22 protein-coding genes are annotated in these 22,040 nt (G+C 66.6%); 13 read left to right on the top strand and 9 right to left on the bottom strand.

Annotation, left to right across the window (positions count from 1 at the left end):
* Window positions 1–90: 90 nt before the first annotated feature.
* Window positions 91–1,521, top strand: coding sequence for an aldehyde dehydrogenase family protein (locus ACQ450_RS14660; RefSeq protein WP_431469831.1), 1,431 nt, complete (start codon window positions 91–93; stop codon window positions 1,519–1,521).
* Window positions 1,522–1,563: 42 nt separating this feature from the next.
* On the opposite strand, the gene ACQ450_RS14655 is transcribed toward ACQ450_RS14660, so the two are convergent.
* From ACQ450_RS14655 to ACQ450_RS14645, 3 genes are all read right to left on the bottom strand, one after another.
* Complete coding sequence (locus tag ACQ450_RS14655) at window positions 1,564–1,899, bottom strand: zf-TFIIB domain-containing protein (protein WP_188054436.1); 336 nt, start codon at window positions 1,897–1,899, stop codon at window positions 1,564–1,566.
* Window positions 1,900–1,954: 55 nt separating this feature from the next.
* The gene (locus ACQ450_RS14650) at window positions 1,955–3,727 is read right to left on the bottom strand and encodes an SLC13 family permease (protein ID WP_431469830.1); all 1,773 of its coding nucleotides are present in this window, start codon (window positions 3,725–3,727) and stop codon (window positions 1,955–1,957) included.
* 160 nt (window positions 3,728–3,887) lie between these two features.
* A complete protein-coding gene (locus tag ACQ450_RS14645) occupies window positions 3,888–4,100 on the bottom strand; it encodes a hypothetical protein (RefSeq protein ID WP_188054434.1) in 213 nt (70 codons plus the stop codon).
* A 184-nt stretch (window positions 4,101–4,284) separates the two neighbouring features.
* Between ACQ450_RS14645 and ACQ450_RS14640 the strand changes: the two genes are divergently transcribed.
* Window positions 4,285–4,467 (top strand): hypothetical protein, encoded by a 183-nt coding sequence (locus tag ACQ450_RS14640; protein WP_188054433.1) that lies wholly within the window; start codon window positions 4,285–4,287, stop codon window positions 4,465–4,467.
* Between the two features lie 7 nt (window positions 4,468–4,474).
* Here the strand turns inward: ACQ450_RS14640 and ACQ450_RS14635 are convergent, their stop codons facing one another.
* On the bottom strand, window positions 4,475–5,098 hold the full coding sequence (locus ACQ450_RS14635) for a S24 family peptidase (protein ID WP_431469829.1): 624 nt from the start codon (window positions 5,096–5,098) through the stop codon (window positions 4,475–4,477).
* 271 nt (window positions 5,099–5,369) lie between these two features.
* Here ACQ450_RS14635 and ACQ450_RS14630 point away from each other — a divergent pair, with 271 nt between their 5' ends.
* Window positions 5,370–5,684, top strand: a complete 315-nt coding sequence (locus ACQ450_RS14630; RefSeq protein ID WP_431469828.1) for a hypothetical protein — start codon at window positions 5,370–5,372, stop codon at window positions 5,682–5,684.
* A gap of 4 nt (window positions 5,685–5,688) precedes the next feature.
* Here the strand turns inward: ACQ450_RS14630 and ACQ450_RS14625 are convergent, their stop codons facing one another.
* Window positions 5,689–6,609 (bottom strand): hypothetical protein, encoded by a 921-nt coding sequence (locus ACQ450_RS14625; protein WP_431469827.1) that lies wholly within the window; start codon window positions 6,607–6,609, stop codon window positions 5,689–5,691.
* Window positions 6,606–7,844: a TIGR04063 family PEP-CTERM/XrtA system glycosyltransferase gene (locus ACQ450_RS14620; protein WP_431469826.1), complete on the bottom strand. Its 1,239-nt coding sequence runs from the start codon at window positions 7,842–7,844 to the stop codon at window positions 6,606–6,608. The genes ACQ450_RS14625 and ACQ450_RS14620 overlap by 4 nt, the downstream gene beginning before the upstream one ends.
* A gap of 94 nt (window positions 7,845–7,938) precedes the next feature.
* Between ACQ450_RS14620 and ACQ450_RS14615 the strand changes: the two genes are divergently transcribed.
* Together ACQ450_RS14615 and ACQ450_RS14610 are read left to right on the top strand one after the other, a co-directional pair.
* Complete coding sequence (locus tag ACQ450_RS14615; protein ID WP_188054429.1) at window positions 7,939–8,088, top strand: hypothetical protein; 150 nt, start codon at window positions 7,939–7,941, stop codon at window positions 8,086–8,088.
* A complete protein-coding gene (locus tag ACQ450_RS14610) occupies window positions 8,081–9,445 on the top strand; it encodes a putative O-glycosylation ligase, exosortase A system-associated (RefSeq protein ID WP_431469825.1) in 1,365 nt (454 codons plus the stop codon). The genes ACQ450_RS14615 and ACQ450_RS14610 overlap by 8 nt, the downstream gene beginning before the upstream one ends.
* A gap of 4 nt (window positions 9,446–9,449) precedes the next feature.
* On the opposite strand, the gene ACQ450_RS14605 is transcribed toward ACQ450_RS14610, so the two are convergent.
* A complete protein-coding gene (locus ACQ450_RS14605; RefSeq protein WP_188054427.1) occupies window positions 9,450–10,010 on the bottom strand; it encodes a type 1 glutamine amidotransferase domain-containing protein in 561 nt (186 codons plus the stop codon).
* Window positions 10,011–10,128: 118 nt separating this feature from the next.
* Between ACQ450_RS14605 and ACQ450_RS14600 the strand changes: the two genes are divergently transcribed.
* The gene (locus tag ACQ450_RS14600) at window positions 10,129–11,151 is read left to right on the top strand and encodes a DNA topoisomerase IB (protein WP_431469824.1); all 1,023 of its coding nucleotides are present in this window, start codon (window positions 10,129–10,131) and stop codon (window positions 11,149–11,151) included.
* 11 nt (window positions 11,152–11,162) lie between these two features.
* On the top strand, window positions 11,163–12,383 hold the full coding sequence (locus ACQ450_RS14595; RefSeq protein WP_431469823.1) for a mechanosensitive ion channel family protein: 1,221 nt from the start codon (window positions 11,163–11,165) through the stop codon (window positions 12,381–12,383).
* A gap of 43 nt (window positions 12,384–12,426) precedes the next feature.
* Here ACQ450_RS14595 and putA read toward each other — a convergent pair whose 3' ends face one another.
* Window positions 12,427–15,456: a bifunctional proline dehydrogenase/L-glutamate gamma-semialdehyde dehydrogenase PutA gene (gene putA, locus ACQ450_RS14590; RefSeq protein WP_431469822.1), complete on the bottom strand. Its 3,030-nt coding sequence runs from the start codon at window positions 15,454–15,456 to the stop codon at window positions 12,427–12,429.
* Window positions 15,457–15,558: 102 nt separating this feature from the next.
* Between putA and ACQ450_RS14585 the strand changes: the two genes are divergently transcribed.
* The 5 genes from ACQ450_RS14585 to ACQ450_RS14565 all read left to right on the top strand — a co-directional run bounded on the left by ACQ450_RS14585 (window position 15,559) and on the right by ACQ450_RS14565 (window position 18,694).
* Window positions 15,559–16,014 (top strand): MaoC family dehydratase, encoded by a 456-nt coding sequence (locus tag ACQ450_RS14585; protein ID WP_431469821.1) that lies wholly within the window; start codon window positions 15,559–15,561, stop codon window positions 16,012–16,014.
* Window positions 16,015–16,063: 49 nt separating this feature from the next.
* On the top strand, window positions 16,064–17,239 hold the full coding sequence (locus ACQ450_RS14580; RefSeq protein WP_431469820.1) for an acetyl-CoA C-acyltransferase: 1,176 nt from the start codon (window positions 16,064–16,066) through the stop codon (window positions 17,237–17,239).
* A gap of 40 nt (window positions 17,240–17,279) precedes the next feature.
* Window positions 17,280–17,744, top strand: coding sequence for a DUF805 domain-containing protein (locus ACQ450_RS14575; protein ID WP_431469819.1), 465 nt, complete (start codon window positions 17,280–17,282; stop codon window positions 17,742–17,744).
* A 61-nt stretch (window positions 17,745–17,805) separates the two neighbouring features.
* On the top strand, window positions 17,806–18,294 hold the full coding sequence (locus ACQ450_RS14570) for a pyridoxamine 5'-phosphate oxidase family protein (RefSeq protein ID WP_431469818.1): 489 nt from the start codon (window positions 17,806–17,808) through the stop codon (window positions 18,292–18,294).
* 31 nt (window positions 18,295–18,325) lie between these two features.
* Window positions 18,326–18,694: a YkvA family protein gene (locus tag ACQ450_RS14565; RefSeq protein WP_431469817.1), complete on the top strand. Its 369-nt coding sequence runs from the start codon at window positions 18,326–18,328 to the stop codon at window positions 18,692–18,694.
* 28 nt (window positions 18,695–18,722) lie between these two features.
* On the opposite strand, the gene ACQ450_RS14560 is transcribed toward ACQ450_RS14565, so the two are convergent.
* The gene (locus ACQ450_RS14560) at window positions 18,723–19,943 is read right to left on the bottom strand and encodes a polyhydroxyalkanoate depolymerase (RefSeq protein ID WP_431469816.1); all 1,221 of its coding nucleotides are present in this window, start codon (window positions 19,941–19,943) and stop codon (window positions 18,723–18,725) included.
* Between the two features lie 150 nt (window positions 19,944–20,093).
* On the opposite strand from ACQ450_RS14560, the gene ACQ450_RS14555 reads away from it, so the two are divergent.
* Window positions 20,094–21,890 carry an ABC transporter transmembrane domain-containing protein gene (locus ACQ450_RS14555; RefSeq protein WP_188054417.1) on the top strand — a complete coding sequence of 599 codons (1,797 nt, stop codon included), beginning with the start codon at window positions 20,094–20,096 and terminating at the stop codon, window positions 21,888–21,890.
* Window positions 21,891–22,040: the final 150 nt, after the last annotated feature.

Genomic DNA, 22,040 nt, shown 5'->3' with positions numbered 1-22,040 from the left:
CCGATGTGGCGCTGCGATCGGTGGTTGCAAGCGGCGTGCGCGCCCGCCATCTAGCCCATACTCGAAATACGAAAGAGCAGAGGGCGAGGCATGCGCAGCTATCTGAAGCACTATATCGACGGCGCCTGGGTGGAGAGCGACGGCGGCACCCGTCACGAAGTGATCAACCCCGCGACCGAGGAAGCGGTCACCGAGATCACGCTCGGCAGCAACGCCGATGTCGACAAGGCGGTCGCGGCGGCGAAGGCGGCGTTCGAGACTTTTTCGCAGACTTCGGTCGACGAGCGCGTCGCGCTGATCGAGCGGATCATCACCGAATATCAGAAGCGCTCGGACGATCTCGCCCAGGCGATCGCGCTCGAGATGGGCTGCCCGATCTCGATGGCCAAGATGGCGCAGGTCGATGCGCGGATCGGCCACTGGAACGCCGCGATCAAGGCGCTCAAGGAATTCGAGTTCGAGGAGCGGATCGGCAATTCGGCCGTGGTCCACGAACCGATCGGCGTCGTCGCGCTGATCACGCCGTGGAACTGGCCGCTCAACCAGATCATCTCCAAGGTCGCGCCCGCGCTCGCGGCGGGCTGCACCATGGTGCTCAAGCCCTCGGAGGAAGCGCCGAGCTGCGCCGCGATTCTCGCCGAGGTGTTCGACGCGGCAGGCGTTCCCAAGGGAGTGTTCAATCTCGTCCAGGGCGACGGGCCGGGCGTCGGCACTGCGCTGTCGAAGCACAGGGATGTCGACATGGTCAGTTTCACCGGTTCGACTCGCGCCGGCATCATGGTCGCCAAGAACGCTGCCGACACGGTGAAGCGCGTGCATCAGGAGCTTGGCGGCAAGTCGCCCTCGCTGGTGCTCGAAGGCGCCGACATGGAAAAGGCCGTCAAGGGAACGCTGATGAGCGTGCTCGTGAACTCGGGCCAGAGCTGCATCGCCCCCACTCGCCTGCTCGTGCCCGCCGATCGGCAGGACGAGGCAGTCGCGATCGCCACGGCGATCATGAAGGGCACGCAAGTCGGCGATCCGATGGAGGAAGGTCGCCACATCGGTCCGCTGGTGAACCGGGCGCAATTCGAAAAGGTCCAGGATCTCATCAAGAAGGGCATGGAGGAAGGCGCCAAGCTCGAAGTCGGCGGCCCCGGCCGTCCGGCGGGCGTCGAAAGCGGCTATTATGTCAGCCCGACGCTGTTCAGCCATGTCACCAACGAAATGACGATCGCGCGCGAGGAGATCTTTGGTCCGGTCGTGACGATCATTCCCTACAAGGACGAGGCCGAAGGCGTGCGGATCGCCAATGATACCGACTATGGCCTTTCGGCGGTCGTCCACGGCCCGGCCGAAGCGACGAAGCGAGTCGCTCCCAAGCTGCGCGCCGGCATGGTCTATGTGAACGGCGGCCAGCCCGATCCGAACCTGCCCTTCGGCGGATACAAGCAATCGGGCAACGGCCGCGAGCACGGCAAGTTCGGCCTTGCCGAGTTCATGGAAGTGAAGTCGGTGCTCAACGCCTACGCCGAGGCCTGAGCACGGTAGGCGCGGCTCCGGCCGCGCCCCCTCCCCTCGGGCTCAGTCGAACAGATCGTCGAGGAACGAGCGCTTGCGCTTCTTGTAATAGCGCGGGTCATGGCCCCGGCTGCTCTCGTGGCGATAGTCGCCGCCGCCCCACGGGTTTGCCGAGGCGGGCGAGCGCGGTGGCTCGGACGGACGCGGCGGCTGCGGCATCTGCTGGGGCGCCATCTCCGCGGCACTGCGCTCAATGATCTTGTCGAGCTCGCCGCGATCGAGCCAGACGCCCCGGCAGGTGGGGCAATAGTCGATTTCGATGCCTTGGCGCTCGCTCATCGCCAGGCCGGTCTTGCAGACGGGGCATGGCATGGCCGCAACGGCTTCGGGGCTTCGCATTCGTCTCTCCTGTGCTTTTCGAGTGGTAGCTAGGCACGCGACCGCGGCCCCGCAATCACAGCGCGGGCCAGAACCACAGGATCAGCGGCGTTCCGGCGAGAAGCACCAGCACCGAAAGCGGGGCGCCCAACCGGGCATAGTCGCTGAAGCGATAGCCTCCCGGCCCCATCACCAGCGTGTTGCACTGGTGGCCGATGGGAGTGAGGAAGTCGCATCCCGCGCCCACCGCGGTCGCCATCAGGAACGGCTCGGGGCGGTAGCCCAGCCCGCTCGCGAAAGTGGCGGCGATCGGCGCCATCACCAGCACGGTGGCGGCATTGTTGAGGAACGGCGTCACTGCCATCGCCGCCCCCATGATCAGCATCACCGCGCCCCAGGGCGGCAGCACCGACGCCAGCGCCGAAAGCTGGTCGCCGATCAGCACGGTGGCGCCGGTGGTCCGCAGCGAATCGGATACCGGGATCAGCGCGCCGAGCATGATCAGGATCGGCCATTCGATGTGGCTGTAGGCCTCGCGGACCGGCAGGGCGCCGGTGATGACGACGAGCCCCGCCGCAGCGAAGAAGGCGACCGCCACCGGCACCAGCCCGGCCGCCGTCGCCGCCATCGCCGCCGCCAGGATGACGATCGGCAGCAGCCCGCGGCGGGCGCTGGTCCCCAGCCGAAGCGCGCGCTCCGCCAACGGCAGGCAGCCGAGGTCGCGCAGCCGTTCGGGCAGCAGTTCGAGCGGCCCCTGCAGCACGATCACGTCGCCGGCCGACAGCTGGATGTTGCCCAGCCGGCGCACCAGCCGCTCGCCCTGCCGCGAGACCGCGATCAGGTTCACGCCGAACACGTCGCGCAATTGCATGCGGCTGGCGGTGCGATCGACCAGCGGGCTGTCGGTGCCGATCACTGCCTCGATCACGCCGATGTCGGCGGTGTCGCCGCCCGCCAGCGTCTCGCGGCCCTCGAGCTCAAGCCGGTCGCCGGCGATCACCCGTTCCAGGCTGTCCGGCGATCCGCCGAGGATCAGGATGTCTTCGCGGTGGAGGACGGTGTCGGGGAACGGCGCGCTGCGCACCCCGCTGCGGATCAGGTTGGTGATGGTGATCTCGTGATCGTGGCGCTCGATGAACTCGGCAACCGTCTCGTCGATCGCCGGCGACTTGGGGCCGATCCGCGCCTCGGTAACATAATCCTGGATATCGAGCGCCTCGCCCAGCGTCGGCGCCGCACGCCGATCGCTCGGCAGCAGGCGATAGCCGAACCGCAGGAACACGAGCCCCATGATGGTAAGTCCCAGCCCGACCGGCAGATAGTCGAACATGCCGAACGGCTCGCCCGTCATTTCCTCGCGAACGCTGGAAACGATGATGTTGGGCGAAGTGCCGATCAGCGTCATCAGCCCGCCCAGCAGCGACGCGAACGACATCGGCATCAGGAACACCGATGGCGAGGTGTTCGATTTCTTCGCCATCTGGAACGCGACCGGGATCAGCATCGCGACCGCGCCGATGTTCTTTACCAGCGCCGAGGCGAAGCCCACACTGCCGGTCAGCACCATCAGCTGGGTGCTCACCTTGGTGGTGCGCCGCTGGATCAACAGCATCAGCCGCTCGATCGCGCCCGATCGCTGGACCGCGCCCGAAAGCACCAGCGCCGATCCGACGATGATCACGATGTCGTCCGAAAAGCCGCGAAACGCCTCCTCCGGCGAGACGACTCCCACGGCAAGCGCCGCCAACAGCGCCATGACCGCAACCAGATCGTAGCGAAACCGCCCCCAGACGAACAAACCCATCATGGCCGTCAGCACCGCGACCGAGAGCATCTGGGGAAGCGTCATTCGGCCTCGGTGTGCATGGAGGAAGGCTCTTGAACTCGCGAAGCGGCTTCAAGGTCCGCAACCGCTTCGCGCAGTGCGTCGCCGTCACGTCCGCCGGGCGCGGGAGACCAGCTAGCGGGAAAGCGGCGGCGCGATCAAGCGCTACGCCGCGGGTGCGCCGTCAGTGAATCGCTCCCACCGGCCGCTCGCTCGCCAGCAGCACGATCAGCCGCTCGATCTGGCGCCAGCGGCAGAAGTGAATGTGGTTGCCGAGATCGCGGCTGCGGTCGGCGCGCGCCGCCGCCTGGAAACCCGCATCGTCGCCATACAGGCGGATGAGTTCGGCAGCGTCCGAAACCTCGGCGCGGTCGGCGAGATAAGGCAACTGCTCCATCTGTACTCCACATACTGGCCGCAACGGCGCCGTCTTCTACTCAAGCTCCGTGCCAATCGAATTGGATCGGCAGGATACGCCGCATCCGAAGGTTAATGCCGTCGACTACCCGGGAGCCCGCCCGTACCACCTATCCCGGAGCGGGACAGTGGCGTCCCAGCGCAGGACATGGCAGAGGCATCCCATGACAGTCGAACCCAAGCGCAACCCAAAGGCGGGCGGATCGCTGATTGCGCTCTCCACCCTTGCCGGCGCCGCGATCGGATTCTGGCAAGGCGAGCCCTCGCTCGGCGTAGTGCTGGGCGCGATCTTTGGTGTCGCCTTGGCGGCAATCGTGTGGCTGGTGGACAAGCGCCGGGCCGGCTGATGGCCGCTTAGACCAGCGCCCGGCTGAGCCACACCACCCGGCCGACGACGTCCACTTCGGCAGCCGGGTGGAGGCGCGGAGACGGCGCTTCCGGATTATCGCTGGCAATCTCGATCGTATCTCCCAGCAACCGCAGCCGCTTCACCTGAACGCCAGCCGGGCCGCGGAGCACGAACAGCGCAGCGCGCGATCCAGGCCGCCGCCGATCGCCGTCGATCAAGATCGCATCGCCATCCGCTAGCGTCGGCTCCATCGAGCTTCCTTCCACTCGAATCATCGAGGCTGCCGCAGCGCGCACGCCCAAGCGGCGCAGCAGTGCAGGATCGAGTGCCATTTGCCGCACGGCGCCATCGTCGGCGATGCGCCCCGGTCCGGCCGAGGCGCCGATGTCGAGCCGCGGCACGGGCACCAGCTCGGCTGCATCCGGCCCGCCGAGCACGGCGCCGGCGACGCCGAAATAGCGCGCCAGCAGAGTGCGATCGCGCTCGTCGAGCCGCCGTGGCGATCCGCGCTTCACGAATTGCTGTAAATAGGCCGCGTTGCGGCCGAGCATGCGCGACAATGCCGCGTAGCTCTCGCCACGCTCGGCGATCAGCGCCTCCAGGGCGGCCCGCGCAGCTGTTTCATCCATCGCGATTCCGTAGCCGTAGGAAATTTCCTAGACAAGTAGGATTTCACGGAACAGACAATGAACATTCACGGCGACTCGGGAGGAATCGGCAGATGTCTGTGCTGCCCAAGGTTGAGCGTTTCCTGCGGATGAGGGAGATGTCTGCGACGAAGTTCGGGAGGCTCGCGGTCCGCGACCCACGGCTGGTGCGCGACCTGCGAAACGGACGCGAACCGCGCGCCGCGATGGTGGCGCGGATCGAAGCGTTTATCGCGCTCCATGGAGATGCGCGATGAGCCGCGGTCCGGACGCAGCAACACTGCTCGAGCGGGCGCTGCTGGCCAGCGCGGTGACGGCGAACTGCCCCGTGCGGGTGTGCGAATCCGACTGGACCCGCTGGGCGAGCGCGACGTTCACGGGCGCCCGTCACATGCTCAAACTGGCGGCGACGCCCGGGGATGCGCTCTCTCGATGGCTTGCCGCTCTTCCGGAGGCGGAGTTCGCCTTGCGCGGCCACCTCCTCGCCGACCTCACGATCGAACGGTTGGTGCGAAACGACGAGGAAGCGTTCGTGTTTCTCGAAGTGCTGACGGTGGAGGAGCGTTAGCGCCTCACGCGCGCCGCGCGAGGTTGCGCAACGTGACGAGCGCTTCCTGCAGGCCATGCTCGGGATCGCGCTGCGGCTGCTCGACGCCACTGGCGAGGCCCCGGCGGACCACTCCCTTCTCGAGCCGATCGAGCAAGGCGTGCACCGTCGCTTCGGTTTCGGGGCGCGTGATCGGCGCTTCCTGCGATATGGGCGCCGGTGCTGGCGGCGGCGGCGCGACGTTGCGCGCGGGAGGAGTGAGCTCGAACGTCTCGAAACGCTCGCTCGGCGTAAAGACGGGCGGACGCGGCGGCAATGCCGAGCGCTTCAACGGCAACACGGACGAGGGCGCCGGCACCGGCGATTCGCGAATGGCGCCGGGGTCGAAGGCGGAAAGCGGCTGGTTCAGATCCTGCGGCAACTCCGCCTCGGCAGGAGTCGGCGGCGTCTGCTCCGGATCGTCGGCAACAGCGGCGTTGGGGAGCGGTTCGCTCAACACCAGCTCGGTTTCGAAGACTTCCTCCGCCTCGCCGTCCGTCAGTGGCTCGTCGCCGCGGCGCAGGCGCGCATGCACCTCAAGAAACGGCGGGCCGAGATCGCGGGTTGCGCGCAGCGGCGGCCGCGGCGGCGCGTCCGGATGCGCATCGGCGCGACGGACGACGGGTGCCGCGTCGTTGCGATCGACCCGCTTGCCGATGACAATCGCCCGCCCCCCCAGCAACAGGAACAGCGCGAACCAGGTGACGAGCGCCACCAGACTCCCGGCGCCAGCAGCGACCAGAAGGCGCGCCGTCATCCCGAGCGGCGGTTCGGCGGCAGCAACGACCGCTGCGATCCCGCTGTCGATCACCGTGCTCTCCAGTACCGGAGTCGGCATCAGCGCGAATCCCGCCGCCGAGGCGAGGCCGAGGAAGGCAGCTGCAAGTGGGGCGATCGGGATGTTCATGCCTGGACCGGGGAGGGGCGCGACCTTGTGGATGCTCTCGCTCCTCCTTGTGCGATGATTTGGTAAACAGAATCATACCGGGCGACATTTCGCGCCCAGTCGCGCTCGGTCTCGACAAACGCCCGCGCTCGCGCCCGGCGCGCCTCCCACTCGGCGCGATCGTTGAACAATGCGGCCACGGAGTCGGCCAGCGCGTGCGAATCGTCCGGCGCGAACAACGTTCCGGTCTCTCCGTCGCCGATCAACTCACGATGCCCGCCCACGTTGGAAGCCGCCACCAGCCGCCCCTGCGCCATCGCCTCGAGCGGCTTGAGCGGCGTGACCAGCTCCGTCAGCCGCATCGCCTTGCGCGGATAGACCAGCACGTCGATCAGGCTGTAGTAGCGCTCGACCGCATCGTGCGGCACCCGGCCGGCAAAGCGGATATGATCGGCCACGGGCGAGGCCGCGGCCTGCCCTCGCAGCGCGTCCTCGGCAGGGCCGCCGCCGACGAGCAGCAGCTGCATGCGCGGACGCTTCGCCACCAGCGCGGGCATCGCCGCGATCAGCCCGTCGAGTCCCTCATAATCATAGAAGCTGCCGATGAAGCCGATCGTCTCTTCGCCGAGCCCGATTTCCGCGGCCAGTGCCGCATCCCGCGGCGCGGGGGCGCCGAACAGAGTCATGTCCACGCCGTTGGGCGACACGAGAATCTTCTCGTCCGGAATGCCGCGCGCGATCAGGTCGCGGCGCAGGCCGTCGCAGATCACGGCGACCGCGTCCGCCTGGCGCACGGCCCAGCTCTCGAGCGCTCGCGTGACTCGATAGCGCGGCGAGCCTTCCCGGCCGGTGCCGTTCCCCACCGCCGCATCTTCCCAGAAGGCACGGATTTCATAGAGCAGCGGCAGCTTCAGCGAACGCCGCGCCTGCAAAGCAGCCAATGCGTCCAGCACTGGCGAATGGGCGTGGAGCACATCCGGCCGCCACGCCTCGGCCACCTCCTTGATCCGGCCGGCAAAGCGGCTCACTTCGCGCCACTCGCGAAGCGGCGTCGGCGCCGGCGCGATCGGGGGCGTTCGGAAAAAGTGCAGGCCATCGACGACTTCGTGTTCCGCCTCGGCCGCTCCGTGGCGGGGGCCGGTCACGGCCGCCACTTCGATCCCGCGCGCTGCCTGCGCCTTCAGGATTGCGCGCGTGCGAAACGCATAGCCGCTGTGGAGCGGCAGGCCGTGGTCCAGAACGTGGAGGATGCGCATGCGGCTTCCCTGCCACGGCATCGCTTAACGACGCGTCAACCGCAGCGGGTTAGAGCCGGTTGCGACGCACTGCGCCAATGGAAGGCCCCGGCCCATGATCGACAATTTCGCGCTTGGGCTCACCCATGGGTTGATGCTGCTAGCGGCATGGCAGCTGCTGCGGCGGCCGGATCTCGATCACGAGCCTTCCCCTCGCGACGAGGAAGAAGCCGCTCGCGCCCGCAAGGGGCGCTTCGGTGCGTGACTTCGCCTTCATCGGCTTCCTCGTGGCGTTGTTCGCCATGGGGTTCCGCAAGCCCTTTCTGTTCGTGCTTGCCTATGTCTATATCGACGTGGTCTCGCCGCAGCGGCTGAGTTACCTGCTGCTCAACTCGCTTCCGATCTCGCTGATCGCGGTCGGGCTGGCGGTGGTCGGGTGGCTGGCGATCGACGACAAGCGCGACGTGCGAGTCGCGCCGCGCCAGATTCTCCTGCTGCTGCTGCTCGTCTATTGCTGGTACACTACCGGAAACGCCGATTTCCCCATCGAAGCCCAGTATAAATGGGAATGGGTATGGAAGGCGCTCGCATTCGCGATCTTCCTGCCGCTCACGCTGCGCACGAAGCTGCGGATCGAGGCGCTGCTGCTCTTCATGGTCCTGTCGGCCGCGTCGATCATCATCGTCGGCGGCATCAAGACCGCGGCGGGCGGCGGCGGTTATGGCGAATTGCACCTGATGGTGAACAATAACAGCGGTCTTTACGAAAGCAGCACCATCGCCACCGTTGCGATCTGCATCGTTCCGCTGATCCTCTGGTTCGCCCGCTTCGGCACGGTCTTTCCGCCGGACTGGCGCGTGAAGACCTTCGCCTATGCGCTCGTATTCGCCTGCCTGCTGATCCCGGTGGGCACGTCGGCCCGCACGGGATTGGTGTGCATCGGCGTCCTCGCGATCCTGATGCTGCGGGATGCCAAGCGGCGGCTGCTCTACCTGATCGGCATCGGAACGTTGGGCCTCGCAGCGATCCCCTTGCTTCCGTCGAGCTTCACCGAGCGAATGGGGACGATCAAGGAGTATCGCGCCGACGCGTCCGCTTCCACGCGGCTGGCGGTCTGGCAGTGGACGATCGACTATGTGAAGCTCCACCCGATGGGCGGCGGCTTCGAGGCCTATCGCCAGAATCACATCCGCTACGACCGGGTGATGGTGGAGGGCGACGAGAACAACGCGACCGTCGAACGCGCGCTCGAAGTGGACAAGGCCCGCGCCTATCACAGCGCCTATTTCGAGATGTTGGGCGAACAGGGCTATCCGGGGTTGCTCCTGTGGCTGCTGATCAACCTCGGGGGCCTCTTCCGGATGGAAGTGCTCCGGCAGCGCTACCGCAAGAGCAACGATCCGGCAGATGCCTGGATCGCGCCGCTGGCGACCGCGCTCCAGCACGGCCACGCAATCTACATGGTCGGCGCCGCCTTTGTGGGCATCGCCTTCCAGCCCTTCATCTTCATGCTGGTCGGCGCTCAGATTGGGCTCGACACCTATTGCACACGCAAGAGGGCCGAAACGTCGTGGCGGCCGATCCGGCGCCAGCCGAAGCCCACGCTCGAACCGGCCGCCTGAGCGCTCACTCCGCCGCGGCCGCGGTCGTTTCCTGCTCAAGCGCGTCGATCAGGGTGCGCGTGAAGACCGGGATGTCGTCGGGGTTGCGGCTGGTGATCAGGTTGCCGTCCACCACCACCTGCTCGTCGAGCACGGTCGCGCCGGCGTTGGCGAGGTCGGTGCGCACCGAAGGCCAGCTGGTCAGCCGCCGCCCCTCGACGACGTCCGCCTCCACGAGCAGCCAGGGAGCGTGGCAGATGGCCGCCACCAGCTTCTCGTCGTCCATGAACTCCTGCACGATCTCGACGACGCGATCGTTCATCCGCAGCTTGTCGGGATTGCCGACGCCGCCGGGCAGCAACAGCGCGTCGAACTGCGCGGTGTCGACCTCGTCCACGGTCGTGTCCGGCGTGATGCTCTCGCCCTTTTCGCCGCCCTGCTCGCCTGTGATCGGATCGGTCTTCAGCGACGCCAGCGTCACCTGCGCGCCCGCGTCGAGCAGCGACTGACGCGGCTGCATCAGCTCCGATTGTTCGAAGCCGTCGGTGGCGAGGATCAGCACGCGGCAGTCGGAAAGGTCGGCCATCTGAATTTCTCCTGATATCGGAATACCCTGTCGCCGCGGCCAACCCGCCTGACCGGGTGCGGGTTCCGGAACGAAGCGACAGGCCGCGCATTCTGTGCGGCACTGCGAAGGGAGCCCCATGCCGCCGACCAAGCTGATGTATGTCGACGACCAGAAACCGGGGATCACGCGGCGCAAGGTACGGCACGGATGGGGCTATTGGGATCCGCAGGGCAAGCGCATCACCGATCGCGAAGAGATCGATCGGTTGAATGCGATCGGCCTGCCGCCCGCCTATACCGACGCCTGGTTCTGCCCCGATCCGCGCGGGCACCTTCAGGCGATCGGCTATGACGACAAGGGCCGCAAGCAGTATCGCTACCACTCCGATTTCCGCGAGGCGCAGGAAGCGGCGAAATATGATCGCTGCGCCCGGTTCGGCGAGCGATTGCCCAAGCTTCGCCGACAGGTCGAAAGCGATCTGCGTAAGCGCCGCCACTGCCGCTCGAAAGCCGTCGCTGCGGTGGTTCGGCTGCTCGATCTCGGCCAGCTCCGAGTCGGCAACGAAGGCTACGCCCGCGCCAACAAGAGCTTCGGTGCGACCACGTTGCGCAAGCACCATGCCGAAGTGACGGGCAAGAAGCTCCAGCTTCAGTTTCGCGCCAAGTCCGGCAAGCTGCGCGACATGACGATCAGCGACGGCAGCCTCAGCCGCTTCGTGAAACGGTGCCAGGATCTGCCGGGCCAGCATCTCTTCGGATGGCTGGACGAAGACGGCGAGGCACATCCGGTGACGTCGACCGACGTCAACGCCTATATCCACGAGGCGATGGGCGAAGAGTTCACCGCCAAGCATTTCCGCACCTGGGGCGCGAGCGTTCTGGCGTTCGAGGCGCTTGCGATGGCGGAGCAGCCGATCAGCCTCAAGACGATGCTCGAACCCGTCACCGAGGCGCTCGGAAACACGCCCGCCATTGCACGCAAATCCTACGTCCATCCGCGGCTGGTCGGGCTTGCGAAGGACAAATCGGCGCAAACCGCCTTCCGCGCCGAGTTGCGTTTGCCGCGCACCACCCGCTATCTCAGCCGGGTCGAGCGCGGCCTGATCGCCTTTCTCGATGCCGAGGAAGCGGCCGACGCCGCCCCTGCCCAGGCAGCCTGACGACGAGGATCATGAGCAATAATCAAGCGGCAGCCGCTGCCACCGACGGCAACAGCTTCGACACGAGCGAGCTGCAGGCGAGTGCGCAGGAATTCGCGCTTACCAGCGTGAGCTGGCTGCAACTCCACTGGCTCGAGGTCCTGATCGCGATCGGAGTCGCCGCAGCGATCGTGGCGCTGCTCCATCTGGTGCGCCACTGGGGCGTGAAGCTGTGCGAGAAGACCCCCGGCATCACCGGCTGGGGCTCGATCTTCGGCAAGGCGATCGCCAAGACGGGCAACTTCTTCATCATCATGGTCGCCGCCCGGCTGGTGGTCGGCTATGCCGCCGCGCCGCCCGCGATCGCCGCGACCGTCGACTTCCTCTTCACGGTCGCCGCCGTGTTCCAGGCCGCGATCTGGGCCCGCGAGATCATCCTGGGCTTCGTCGAGCTGCGGACCGAAGGCGAGACCTATCAGGCCGAATCGCTGGCGACGGCGCTCGACTTGATCCGCGTGCTGGTCACAGTAGCGCTGTTCGCGATCGCGCTGATCGTCGTCCTGTCGAATCTGGGCGTCAACGTGACGGGTCTCGTCGCCGGCCTCGGCGTCGGCGGCATCGCGATCGGCCTTGCCGCGCAGGGCATCTTCGCCGATCTCTTCGCCGCGCTGTCGATCATCTTCGATAAGCCGTTCAAGCGCGGCGACAGCGTTTCCTACGACACAACCACCGGCAATATCGAGGCGATCGGGCTGAAGTCCACGCGCATCCGCGCCTTTACCGGCGAGGAGCTGATCATCTCGAACCGCAATCTCCTCGACAAGGAGATCACCAACAACACGCTGCGCAGCCACCGCCGCGCGAAATTCGCGATCGGCGTCGTCTATCAGACCACGCCCGAAGTGGCCGCGCGCATTCCAGCGATCCTCCAGGAAGTGGTCGAGAGCTGCGATCGAATCTTCGTGCGCTGCGGCTTCGTCGGCTTCGGAGCCTCGAGCCTCGACTTCGAACTCGAATTCGACAGCGAGGGCCCCGATTACGTGGCCTTCTACGACGGACGCACCGTGGTGGGAATCGCAATTCACAAGCGTTTCCGCGACGAAGGCATCGAGATCGCCTATCCGACGCAGACGACGTTCACTGCCGCGCCCGACGGCACGATGGTGCTGCCCTATCCTCAGGTGCAGCCGGTGATCGGCGTGGAAGGAACCCATGTCTCACGGGACGAGCCGAGGGACGGCTCGCCCACCTGATCGTTCCGGCCACTCCCTCCCCGCCGCAGGGAGCGCCCGAGTTTCAGATGCCCCCTTCGTCCAGGCTCAGGAGCGTCGCGTTGCCGCCGGCGCTGGTCGTGTCGATCGAGATCGCCCGTTCCGAGCAGAAGCGCGGCAGATAGTTCGGCCCGCCGGCCTTCGGCCCGGTGCCCGACAGACCCTCGCCGCCGAACGGCTGCGAGCCCACGATCGCGCCGATCATCGACCGGTTGACGTAGATGTTGCCGATCTTCGCGCGCTTTTCCATCACATCCGCCCGGCGCGCGATGCGGCTGTGCAGCCCCATGGTGAGGCCGAACTTCTTGGCGTTGATGCGGTCGATCGTCTCTTCGAGTTTGCCCTTCTGCCATGTCGCGACATGGACGATCGGTCCGAACCATTCCTTGTCGAGGTCCTCGATCGAATCGAGGCCGATCAGGGTCGGCGGCACGAACAGCCCCTCGTCGGGCACTTTGGCCGTCGCCAGCCAACGCGCCCGCTGGGTCTCGCGATAGCCCATCAGCTTGTCATAGGCGGGGCGATCGATCACCGGACCGACGTCGGTCGCCGGATCGCCGGGATCGCCGACGCGAAGCAGCGCCATCGCACCGGCAATCATCTCGAGCATCGAATCGGCGACTTCCTCCTGCACCACCAGCATGCGCATCGCCGAACAACGCTGCCCCGCCGAACGGAAGCCCGACGTGAGCACGTCCGCCACGACCTGCTCGGGCAGCGCCGTCGAATCGACGATCATGCAATTGATACCGCCGGTTTCGGCGATGAATGGGATGATCGGCCGATCCTCGTCCACCAGCAGCGTGTGCGCGATCCGCTTCGCGGTGCCGGTCGAGCCGGTGAAGGCGACCCCGGCAATCCGCGTATCGGATACGAGCTCGGCGCCGACCTCGGCGCCGCCGGGCACGAGGATGAAGGCGTCGCTCGGCACGCCCGCCTGATGGGCAAGCGCCACGGCGCGCTCGGCGATCAGCGGCGTCTGCGGCGCGGGCTTCGCGACCACCGTGTTGCCGGTCACCAGCGCAGCGACGTTCTGGCCGACGAAGATCGCGAGCGGGAAGTTCCACGGGCTCACGGTCGCCCAGGTGCCGCGGCCTTCCATCCGCAGCTCATTATGCTCCCCGGTCGGACCGGGAAGGATGCGGGGCTTGAGGTCGCTGCGCGCCTGATACGCATAATAGCGGCAGAAATCCGCAGCTTCGCGCACTTCGCCGATCGCGTCGGGAATCGATTTGAACGCTTCCTTGACGCACAGCGCCATCAGCTCGATGCGATGCTCCTCGAGCAGATCGGCGTAGCGCTCCAGGATCGTCGCGCGCTCCTCTATCGAGCGGGCGTCCCACGTCGGGAACGCTGCCTGCGCCCGCGTGATCGCCTCGTGCACTTCGTTGTCGGGCGTGCGCCACGCCTCCAGCGCGCGCTTGGCGCGGCCGGTGGCGTGGAGCGGATCGGCGTGGACCGCATCGACTCCACGATTGTCGACCGGCACCGCCTCGATCGCGGCGGCAGTGTCGAGCAACGTCGCGCGGTCGTCGAGATCGATGCCGCGGCTATTGCGCCAATTGCCCATGATCTCGACAGGCAACGGAATCCGCGGATGCCGCGTGCCGCCGACCGACTCGACATACTCGACCGGATCCTCGAGCAGCTCGGCCTCGCTCGTGCTCTCGTCAGCCAGCTGGTGGACGAAGCTGGTGTTCGCGCCGTTCTCGAGCAGCCGGCGCACGAGATAGGCGAGCAGATCCTTGTGCCCGCCCACCGGCGCGTAGATGCGGCACTGGTAGCCGTGCTCGCGCACCAGCCGTTCGTAGAGCCCCTCGCCCATGCCATGGAGCCGCTGAAACTCGAAGTCGCGCCGGTCGCCCGCCCATTCGAGGATCGTGGCAACGGTGAGCGCATTGTGGCTGGCGAACGCCGGGGTGAGGTTCTTCGCGTCCAGCAGGTCGCGTGCGCAGGCAAGATAGCTCACGTCGGTCGCGCTCTTGCGCGTGTACACCGGATACTCGTCGAGCCCCTCGACCTGTGCCCGCTTGATCTCGGTATCCCAATAGGCGCCCTTCACCAGCCGCACGTTGAGCGGCCGGCCGAGCGCGTCGGCCCAGGCGACCACTGCACGGGCGCGCTTGTTGTACGCCTGAATCACCATGCCGAACCGGTCCCAGCCGCGGATCTCCGGCCGCTTCGCCACTGCCTCGATCACGTCGAGGCTCATGCCGAGCCGGTTGTCCTCCTCGGCGTCGACGGTGAGCGCGATATTGTACCGCGCCGCCTCGGACGCGAGCTGCGCGAGCAGATCCACCAGCTCGGGAACGCAGCGGTCGTACTGCGTCACTTCGTAGCGCGGGTGCAGTGCCGAGAGCTTTACCGAAACCGAATGGCCCGCTTCGGGATTACGACCGACGGCGACGATCGCGCGGTGATAGGCCTCGTAGAAGCGCTCGGCATCCGCCTTCGTCCGCGCCGCTTCGCCCAGCATGTCGAAGCTGGCCGTGAAGCCGCGATTCTCGCGCCGCGTCATCCGCTTCATCGCCTCGTCGATGGTCCGGCCCATGACGAAGACCTCGCCCATCATCCGCATCGCGGCGCCCACGCCCTGGCGCACGAAGGGCTCACCGGCACGGGCGAGCAGCCGGCGGAGCGGTCCGCCCTCCGCCTCGCCCACCAGTGCCCGAGTCATCACCAGGCCCCAGGTGGCGCTGTTGACCAGCGTGGAGTTCGACTTGCCGGCATGCGCGCGCCAAGCGCCCTCGCCAAGCTTGTCGGCGATCAGCGCGTCGGCAGTGACGGCGTCGGGAACGCGCAGATAGGCTTCCGCGAGCGACATCAGCGCGACGCCTTCGGTCGTGCTCAGCTGATATTCCTGAAGGAACTGGTTCACCCAGCCGCGATCATGCGCTTCGCGCAGATCGCGGATCAATTCGCGCGCCCGGCCAACGATTCGAGCGCGGGCGACCGAATCGGTGCGAGCACGCTCGAGAAGCGGTTTTAGAACTTCGGGTTCGGGTGCGCGGTGCAGTTTCGCCATGGTCTGGCGGGCCGCGGACGGTACGTCCATCGTGGTTTCCATCTTCGAGTTGGCGTGAGGCTTGCGGGAGAACGGCCTGGGCCCCTATCTGGTGCCCAGCGCTAGGCGAAAGCGATCGCAGGGGAAAGACCAGTGTCGACGATCACGATTCAGGAACTCGCGGAAACGATCGGCACCGAGCGGGTGTCCGACTGGGTCGAAGTCACGCAGGAGATGATCGACACGTTCGCCGACGCGACCGGCGATCACCAGTTCATCCATGTCGACCCCGAGCGGGCGAAAATGACTCCGTTCGGAGGCACGATCGCACACGGCTTCCTCACCCTGTCGCTCATGCCGATGCTGTCGGCCAGGACCGAGCAGCCCCAGGTCGAGGGCCTCAAGATGGGCGTGAACTATGGCGGCAACAAATGCCGCTTCCTCACCCCGGTACGATCGGGCTCGCGCGTGCGCGGCCGTTTCAAGCTGCTCAGCCTCGACGAGAAGCGTCCCGGCCAGTGGCAACAGACCACCGAATACACGCTCGAGATCGAAGGTAGCGAAAAGCCCGCCCTGATCGCCGAGTGGGTCGCCATTCTGTTCGTTTGATCCCAGCACCCCTCCGTTTCGGAGGGTAGAAAGAATGAGAGGAATTTCCATGCGCTCCGCAGTCATCGTCTCCACTGCCCGTACTCCGATCGGTCGCGCCTATCGCGGTGCGTTCAACGCCCTGCCCGGGCCCACGCTGGCCAGCCACGCGATCAAGGCCGCGGTCGAGCGCGCCGGGATTGAAGGCGGCGAAGTCTCCGACGTCGTCTGGGGCGCCGCGCTCCAGCAGGGCAGCCAGGCGCCGAACATCGCCCGCCTCGCGCTGCTGCGGGCCGGCCTGCCGGTCGAAGTGCCGGGCATGTCCGTCGATCGGCAGTGCGCATCGGGCCTGATGGCGATCGCCACTGCCGCCAAGCAGATCATCACCGACAATATGGACGTGACGATCGGCGGCGGCGCCGAATCGATCAGCACCGTCCAGACTCCCGAGATGCGCGTCGCCCCCGATCCCGAACTGATCGCGATGCAGAACGACACCTATATGCCGATGCTGCAGACGGCCGAGGTCGTCGCCAGCCGGTACGGCATCAGCCGCGAGCGTCAGGATGCGTACAGCCTCCAGTCGCAGCAGCGCACGGCGGCCGCCCAGGCCGCCGGCAAGTTCGACGACGAGATCATCCCCGTCACCGCGACGATGAACGTGATGAACAAGGAGACCAAGGAAGTCTCCCAAAAGGAAGTCACGCTCGCCAAGGACGAGGGCAACCGCCCCGAAACCACGCTCGAGGGTCTGACCGGCCTCAACCCCGTCGTTCCCGGCGGCACGATCACCGCAGGCAATGCCAGCCAGCTCTCCGACGGCAGCTCGGCCTGTGTGCTGATGGAGGAAAAGATCGCCAGCCAGCGCGGTCTGACGCCGCTGGGCCGCTATGTCGGCATGGCCGTGGCGGGGACGAAGCCCGACGAGATGGGGATCGGCCCGATCTATGCGATCCCCAAGCTGCTCGAGCGCTTCAACCTCAAGATCGACGACATCGGCCTCTGGGAACTCAACGAAGCCTTCGCGGTGCAGGTTCTCTATTGCCAGGACAAGCTGGGCATCCCGGGCGAACTGATGAACGTCAACGGCGGCTCGATCTCGATCGGCCACCCCTACGGCATGTCCGGCGCCCGCATGACGGGCCACGCTCTCATCGAAGGCAAGCGCCGCGGCGCCAAATATGTCGTCGTCACCATGTGCGTGGGTGGCGGCATGGGCGCGGCCGGGCTTTTCGAGGTTCTTTGAACCGCTTGACGGGGGCGTGGCCGCGCGTCACGCTCCCGTCATGATCGCCGCCGAACTCCGCAGGACCGGACAGGCACTGGCGCTCGGGCTGCGCCCGTTCCGTGACGTCATGCATCTGCGCGGCCGCGCTACCCGAACCGAATTCTGGTGTTATCTCTTCGTTGCGCAGCTGGTCGGGGCCGCGGCCATCGAAGCGCTCGCAGGATCGCAGGGCGCGCCGCTGCTCGCGGTGTTGCTGGCGCTTCCGCTGTTCGCGCTCTCGGCGCGCCGGCTGCACGACATCGGCCTGCCCGGCTGGCCGGGGCCGCTGCTGGTCGGTGCCTTTCTGATCGTCCCGCTTCGCTCGTTCGAGCCCGGCTGGTATCAATCCTCCACCGAACTGGCAGCCGGTGGGCTCTGCGCGCTGGCGCTGCTCGTCGTCGCGCTTCGGTCGTCACGCCCGGACGGCGACCGCTTCGGCCCGGACCCGCGCCTGCACGACCGTTTCGATCCGCGGCACATCTGATCGGAAACTGCGCGCCGCCTGATCGTTCTCCCTCCGAACACACCGAAAACGGAGGAAAAGAATGGCAGACAAGACCGAGATCAAAAAGGATTTCTGGAAAAAGCTGGCCGACAGCCCCTTCATGATGGTCGGTCTGATGGACGGCCAGCACCACGAGCCGCTGACTGCGCAGCTCGACGAGGATCAGGTCGACACCATCTTCTTCTTCATCGGCAAGGACAATCGCGCGGCCAAGGGCGGCAAGGCGATGGCGCAGTTCGTATCCAAGGGGCATGATTTCTTCGCCTGCCTCTCCGGAAGCGCGCGCCTCGACACCGACCGGGCGATGATCGACAAGCTGTGGGACAAGCAGGTCGAGGCCTGGTTCCCCAAGGGCAAGGACGATCCGAACCTCGCGCTGCTGCGCTTCGACATCGACACGGCGGAGATGTGGGAAAGCGACGTTTCCATGACCGGCAGGGTGAAGATGCTGTTCGGCGGTACGATCCGTTCGGACGAGAGCGGCAGCCATGCCAAGGTGGCGACGACCGCCGAAGGCACGCCCGCTTGACGCGACGACGGCCCCACGCGATGGCAAGCGCATGGGGCCGTCGCTAGCACATCGCATTCGAGTCGAGGCGCATGCGGTCTGGCTTGCCGTCCGCGACCGGCGCACGCCGCTCCACGCCCGGCTGTTCGGCCTGCTGATCGCCGCCTACGCGCTTTCGCCGATCGACCTCATCCCCGATTTCGTCCCGATTCTGGGCCTGCTCGACGAAGCGGTGCTGATCCCGCTTGGGGTCTGGGTCTTCGAGAAAATGGTTCCCCCAGCGCTGCTCGCCGAGCACCGCGCCCATGCGGAGCGCGCTTCGGACCGGCCGATCGCCTGGGGCGGGATCCTGATCGTCGGGGCGCTATGGGCGCTCGGCGCCTGGGCGGTCTGGACAGCCGCTGTCCACCTCTACGACTGAGCCCGGCGTCGAACGATGACCGCCTGGTTCAGCTGTCGTGCGCAGTGATCCACTGCTCGACCACCGGCGCGATTCGGGTTCGCCATTTCGACCCGTTGAAGATGCCATAATGGCCGACGCTCTTCGCCATGTGATACTGCTTCATGGCATCGGGCAGGTTGGTCGCGAGTGTCAGCGCCGCTTTCGTCTGGCCTAGCCCGGAGATGTCGTCGCGCTCGCCTTCGATCGCCAGCAGCGCGATGTCGGTGATCGCACCGGGATCGACCGGCCGGCCACGGTGCGTCATTTCGCCCTTGGGCAAGGCGTGATGCTGGAACACGACGTCGATCGTCTGAAGATAGAATTCGGCGGTCATGTCGCTCACCGAACGATATTCGTCGTAGAAATCCATCGTCGCCTCGGCGCTCTCGCCGTCGCCCTGAACGAGGTGCTTGAACATCTCCCAGTGGCTGATCATGTGATTGCCGAGGTTCATCGACATGAAGCCCGCGAGCTGCAGAAAGCCCGGATACACCTGCCGTCCCGCGCCCGGATAGAGCATCGGCACGGTGGCGATCACATTCTGTTCGAACCAGGCATGCGGCCGCTCGGTCGCGAGCGTGTTGACGGCGGTCGGCGCCTCGCGCGTGTCGATCGGGCCGCCCATCAGGGTGAGCGTCTTCGGGCGGCAGGGATGGTTGTCCGCACTCATCAGCGCCGCGGCGGCATAGACCGGCACCGACGGCTGGCACACCGCCAGCACATGCGCACCCGGGCCGATCTTCTCCAGAAACGCAACGACATAATCTACATAGTCGTCGAGATCGAAGCGTCCCTCGGAAAGCGGCACCAGCTTCGCGTCGCGCCAGTCGGTGACGTACACGTCGGCAAAGGGGAGCATCCGCTCGACCGTGCCGCGCAGCAGCGTCGCGAAGTGGCCGGACATCGGCGCGACGATCAGCAGCCGGGGCCCGCCTTCGACGCCTTCGCGCACGAACCGCTTGAGCTGACCGAACGGCTTCTGCAGCACGATCTCCTCGTGCACCGCCACCCGCTTGCCGTCGATCTCCGTGTGGCTCAGCCCGAACGCCGGCTTCCCGCGCGAAGCCGCTGCATGAGCGAACACTTCGAGCGCCGAGGCAAGGACCGGGCCGCCGCCGAAATAGGCGAAGGGGTTCGCCGGGTTCTGGAGCAGGCCCGCACCGAAATTGGCCATGGCACTGGCCCCGGCCAGCATCGACCGCTGAAGTTCGTAAGCGTCGTACAGCATCAAATTCCTTCCACCGTCACCTATAGCAACGGCGGCGGCCCCGGGGGTTATAGCGCGCCCGTTGTGCGGTGCAACGTTGCCGGTCCACGGTGGACGGCACGCGCGCGAGTGGTTTCCCCGCCCCTGGTATCGCGCTAGGGGCGAAGCGACATGGTCGATCCCGTTTCCAAACCTTCCCCGGCGCCTGCTCCCGTCACCAAGCGCAAGCTGCGGTATCTGCGCATCGTATGGGACTTCACTCGACGCTATCCGCTGCAACTCGCCGGCGCACTGGTCGCGTTGCTGATCGCGGCGGCGGCGACGCTGTGGATCCCGCGAACCTTTCAGCTCGTCGTGGATCACGGCTTCGCCGCGGGAGCCGATTCGGACAGGATCGGCGTTTATTTTCGCCAGCTGCTCGCAGTAGTGCTTGTCCTCGCAGTCGCGACCGCGGGGCGCTTCTACTTTGTCTCCTGGCTGGCCGAACGCACCGTCGCCGATATCCGCACCGCGGTTCACCGCAATCTGCTGCGGCTGCCGCCGCGCTGGTTCGAGGAGAACCGCCCGTCGGAGATCGCCTCCCGTCTCACCGCGGACACAGCGATTGTCGAGCAGGTCGTGGGCGCTACCGTGTCGACCGCGCTTCGCAACATGCTCGTGGGCGTCGGCGGCGTGATCTACCTCTTCGCGCTGGCGCCCAAGATCGCAGCATTCCTCATCGTCGGCATACCGCTCGTGATCGCGCCGATCGTCTGGCTCGGCGGGCGCGTGCGCAGGCTGTCGCGGTCGAGCCAGGATCGAGTCGCCGATATCGGCGCAATTGCGTCCGAAACGCTTGGCGCGATGAAGATCGTCCAGGCGTTCGGGCAGGAACGGCGCGAGTCACAGCGCTTCCAGGATGCCGTGGACCGCGGGTTCGAAACTGCGAAGCGCCGTTTCGCGACCCGCGCGATCATGACCGCGATGGTGATCGCGATGCTGTTCGGAGCGGTCACGCTGATCATGTGGGACGCCGTCTCTGGCGTCGCCAGCGGCGATATCTCCGGCGGAGCGATCACGGCCTTCGTGATCACCGCAGGCCTCGTCACGGGGTCGCTTGGGGCGCTTACCGAAGTCTATGGCGAGTTGCTCCGCGCTTCGGGTGCCGCGGGCCGGCTGGCGGAACTGCTCGAGCAGGAGCCGGAGATCGCTCCCCCCGCCCACCCGGTGCCGCTCGCCGATCCGCCCCATGGCGCGATCGACTTCGTCGGCGTCACCTTCCGTTATCCCACCCGACCCGAATCCAAGGCACTCGACAACTTCACCCTGGCAGTCGCCCCCGGCGAGACGATCGCCGTCGTCGGTCCATCGGGTGCGGGGAAATCGACTCTGTTCCAGCTCGTGCAGCGCTTTTACGACCCTGAAGCCGGAGAGGTTCGGGTCGACGGAGTTCCGGTCCGCCTCGCCGATCCGGCCCAGATTCGCGCCCGCATCGCGATGGTTCCGCAAGAGACGGTGATCTTCGCCGCCTCGGCGCGCGACAATCTGCGCTACGGCCGCTGGGACGCGGAAGATTCGGCGCTGTGGGAAGCCGCCGAAGCCGCGAACGCAGCCGAGTTTCTGCGCGATCTGCCGCAAGGCCTCGATACCTTCCTCGGCGAAGGCGGCGCACGGCTCTCCGGGGGGCAGCGCCAGCGGATCGCGATCGCGCGCGCGCTGCTGCGCGACGCTCCGATCCTCCTGCTCGATGAGGCGACCAGTGCTCTCGATGCGGAAAGCGAGCGGCTGGTGCAGGACGCGCTTGAGCGGCTGATGCAGGACCGCACCACTCTCGTCATCGCGCACCGCCTGGCTACCGTCCGTGCCGCAGGCAGGATCATCGTGATGGACGATGGCCGCATCGTCGAAACCGGCACCCACGCCGAACTTGTGGCGCAGGAAGGGCTCTATGCGCGTCTGGCCGCGCTGCAGTTCAGCGAAGCGGCCTAGCAGTCCCGTCGGCAGCACTAGGCCAGCAGAGGCCGCCGAGACATGAGGCGCGCTTGCCTTTTCTCGCGCCGATCTTCCGGTATGCTGGATCCGAAAAGGACCTGACCTCGCGAGACCGCTCTTGAGGTGCGGGTGCGCCGTCAGAGGAGA

The sequence above is a fragment of the Sphingosinithalassobacter sp. LHW66-3 genome (genome assembly GCF_050703275.1).
In the GTDB taxonomy this organism is placed as follows: Bacteria; Pseudomonadota; Alphaproteobacteria; order Sphingomonadales; family Sphingomonadaceae; genus Sphingomonas.
Note: the sequence above shows the minus strand (reverse complement) of the source record. Positions and strands in the feature narration are given on the sequence as shown.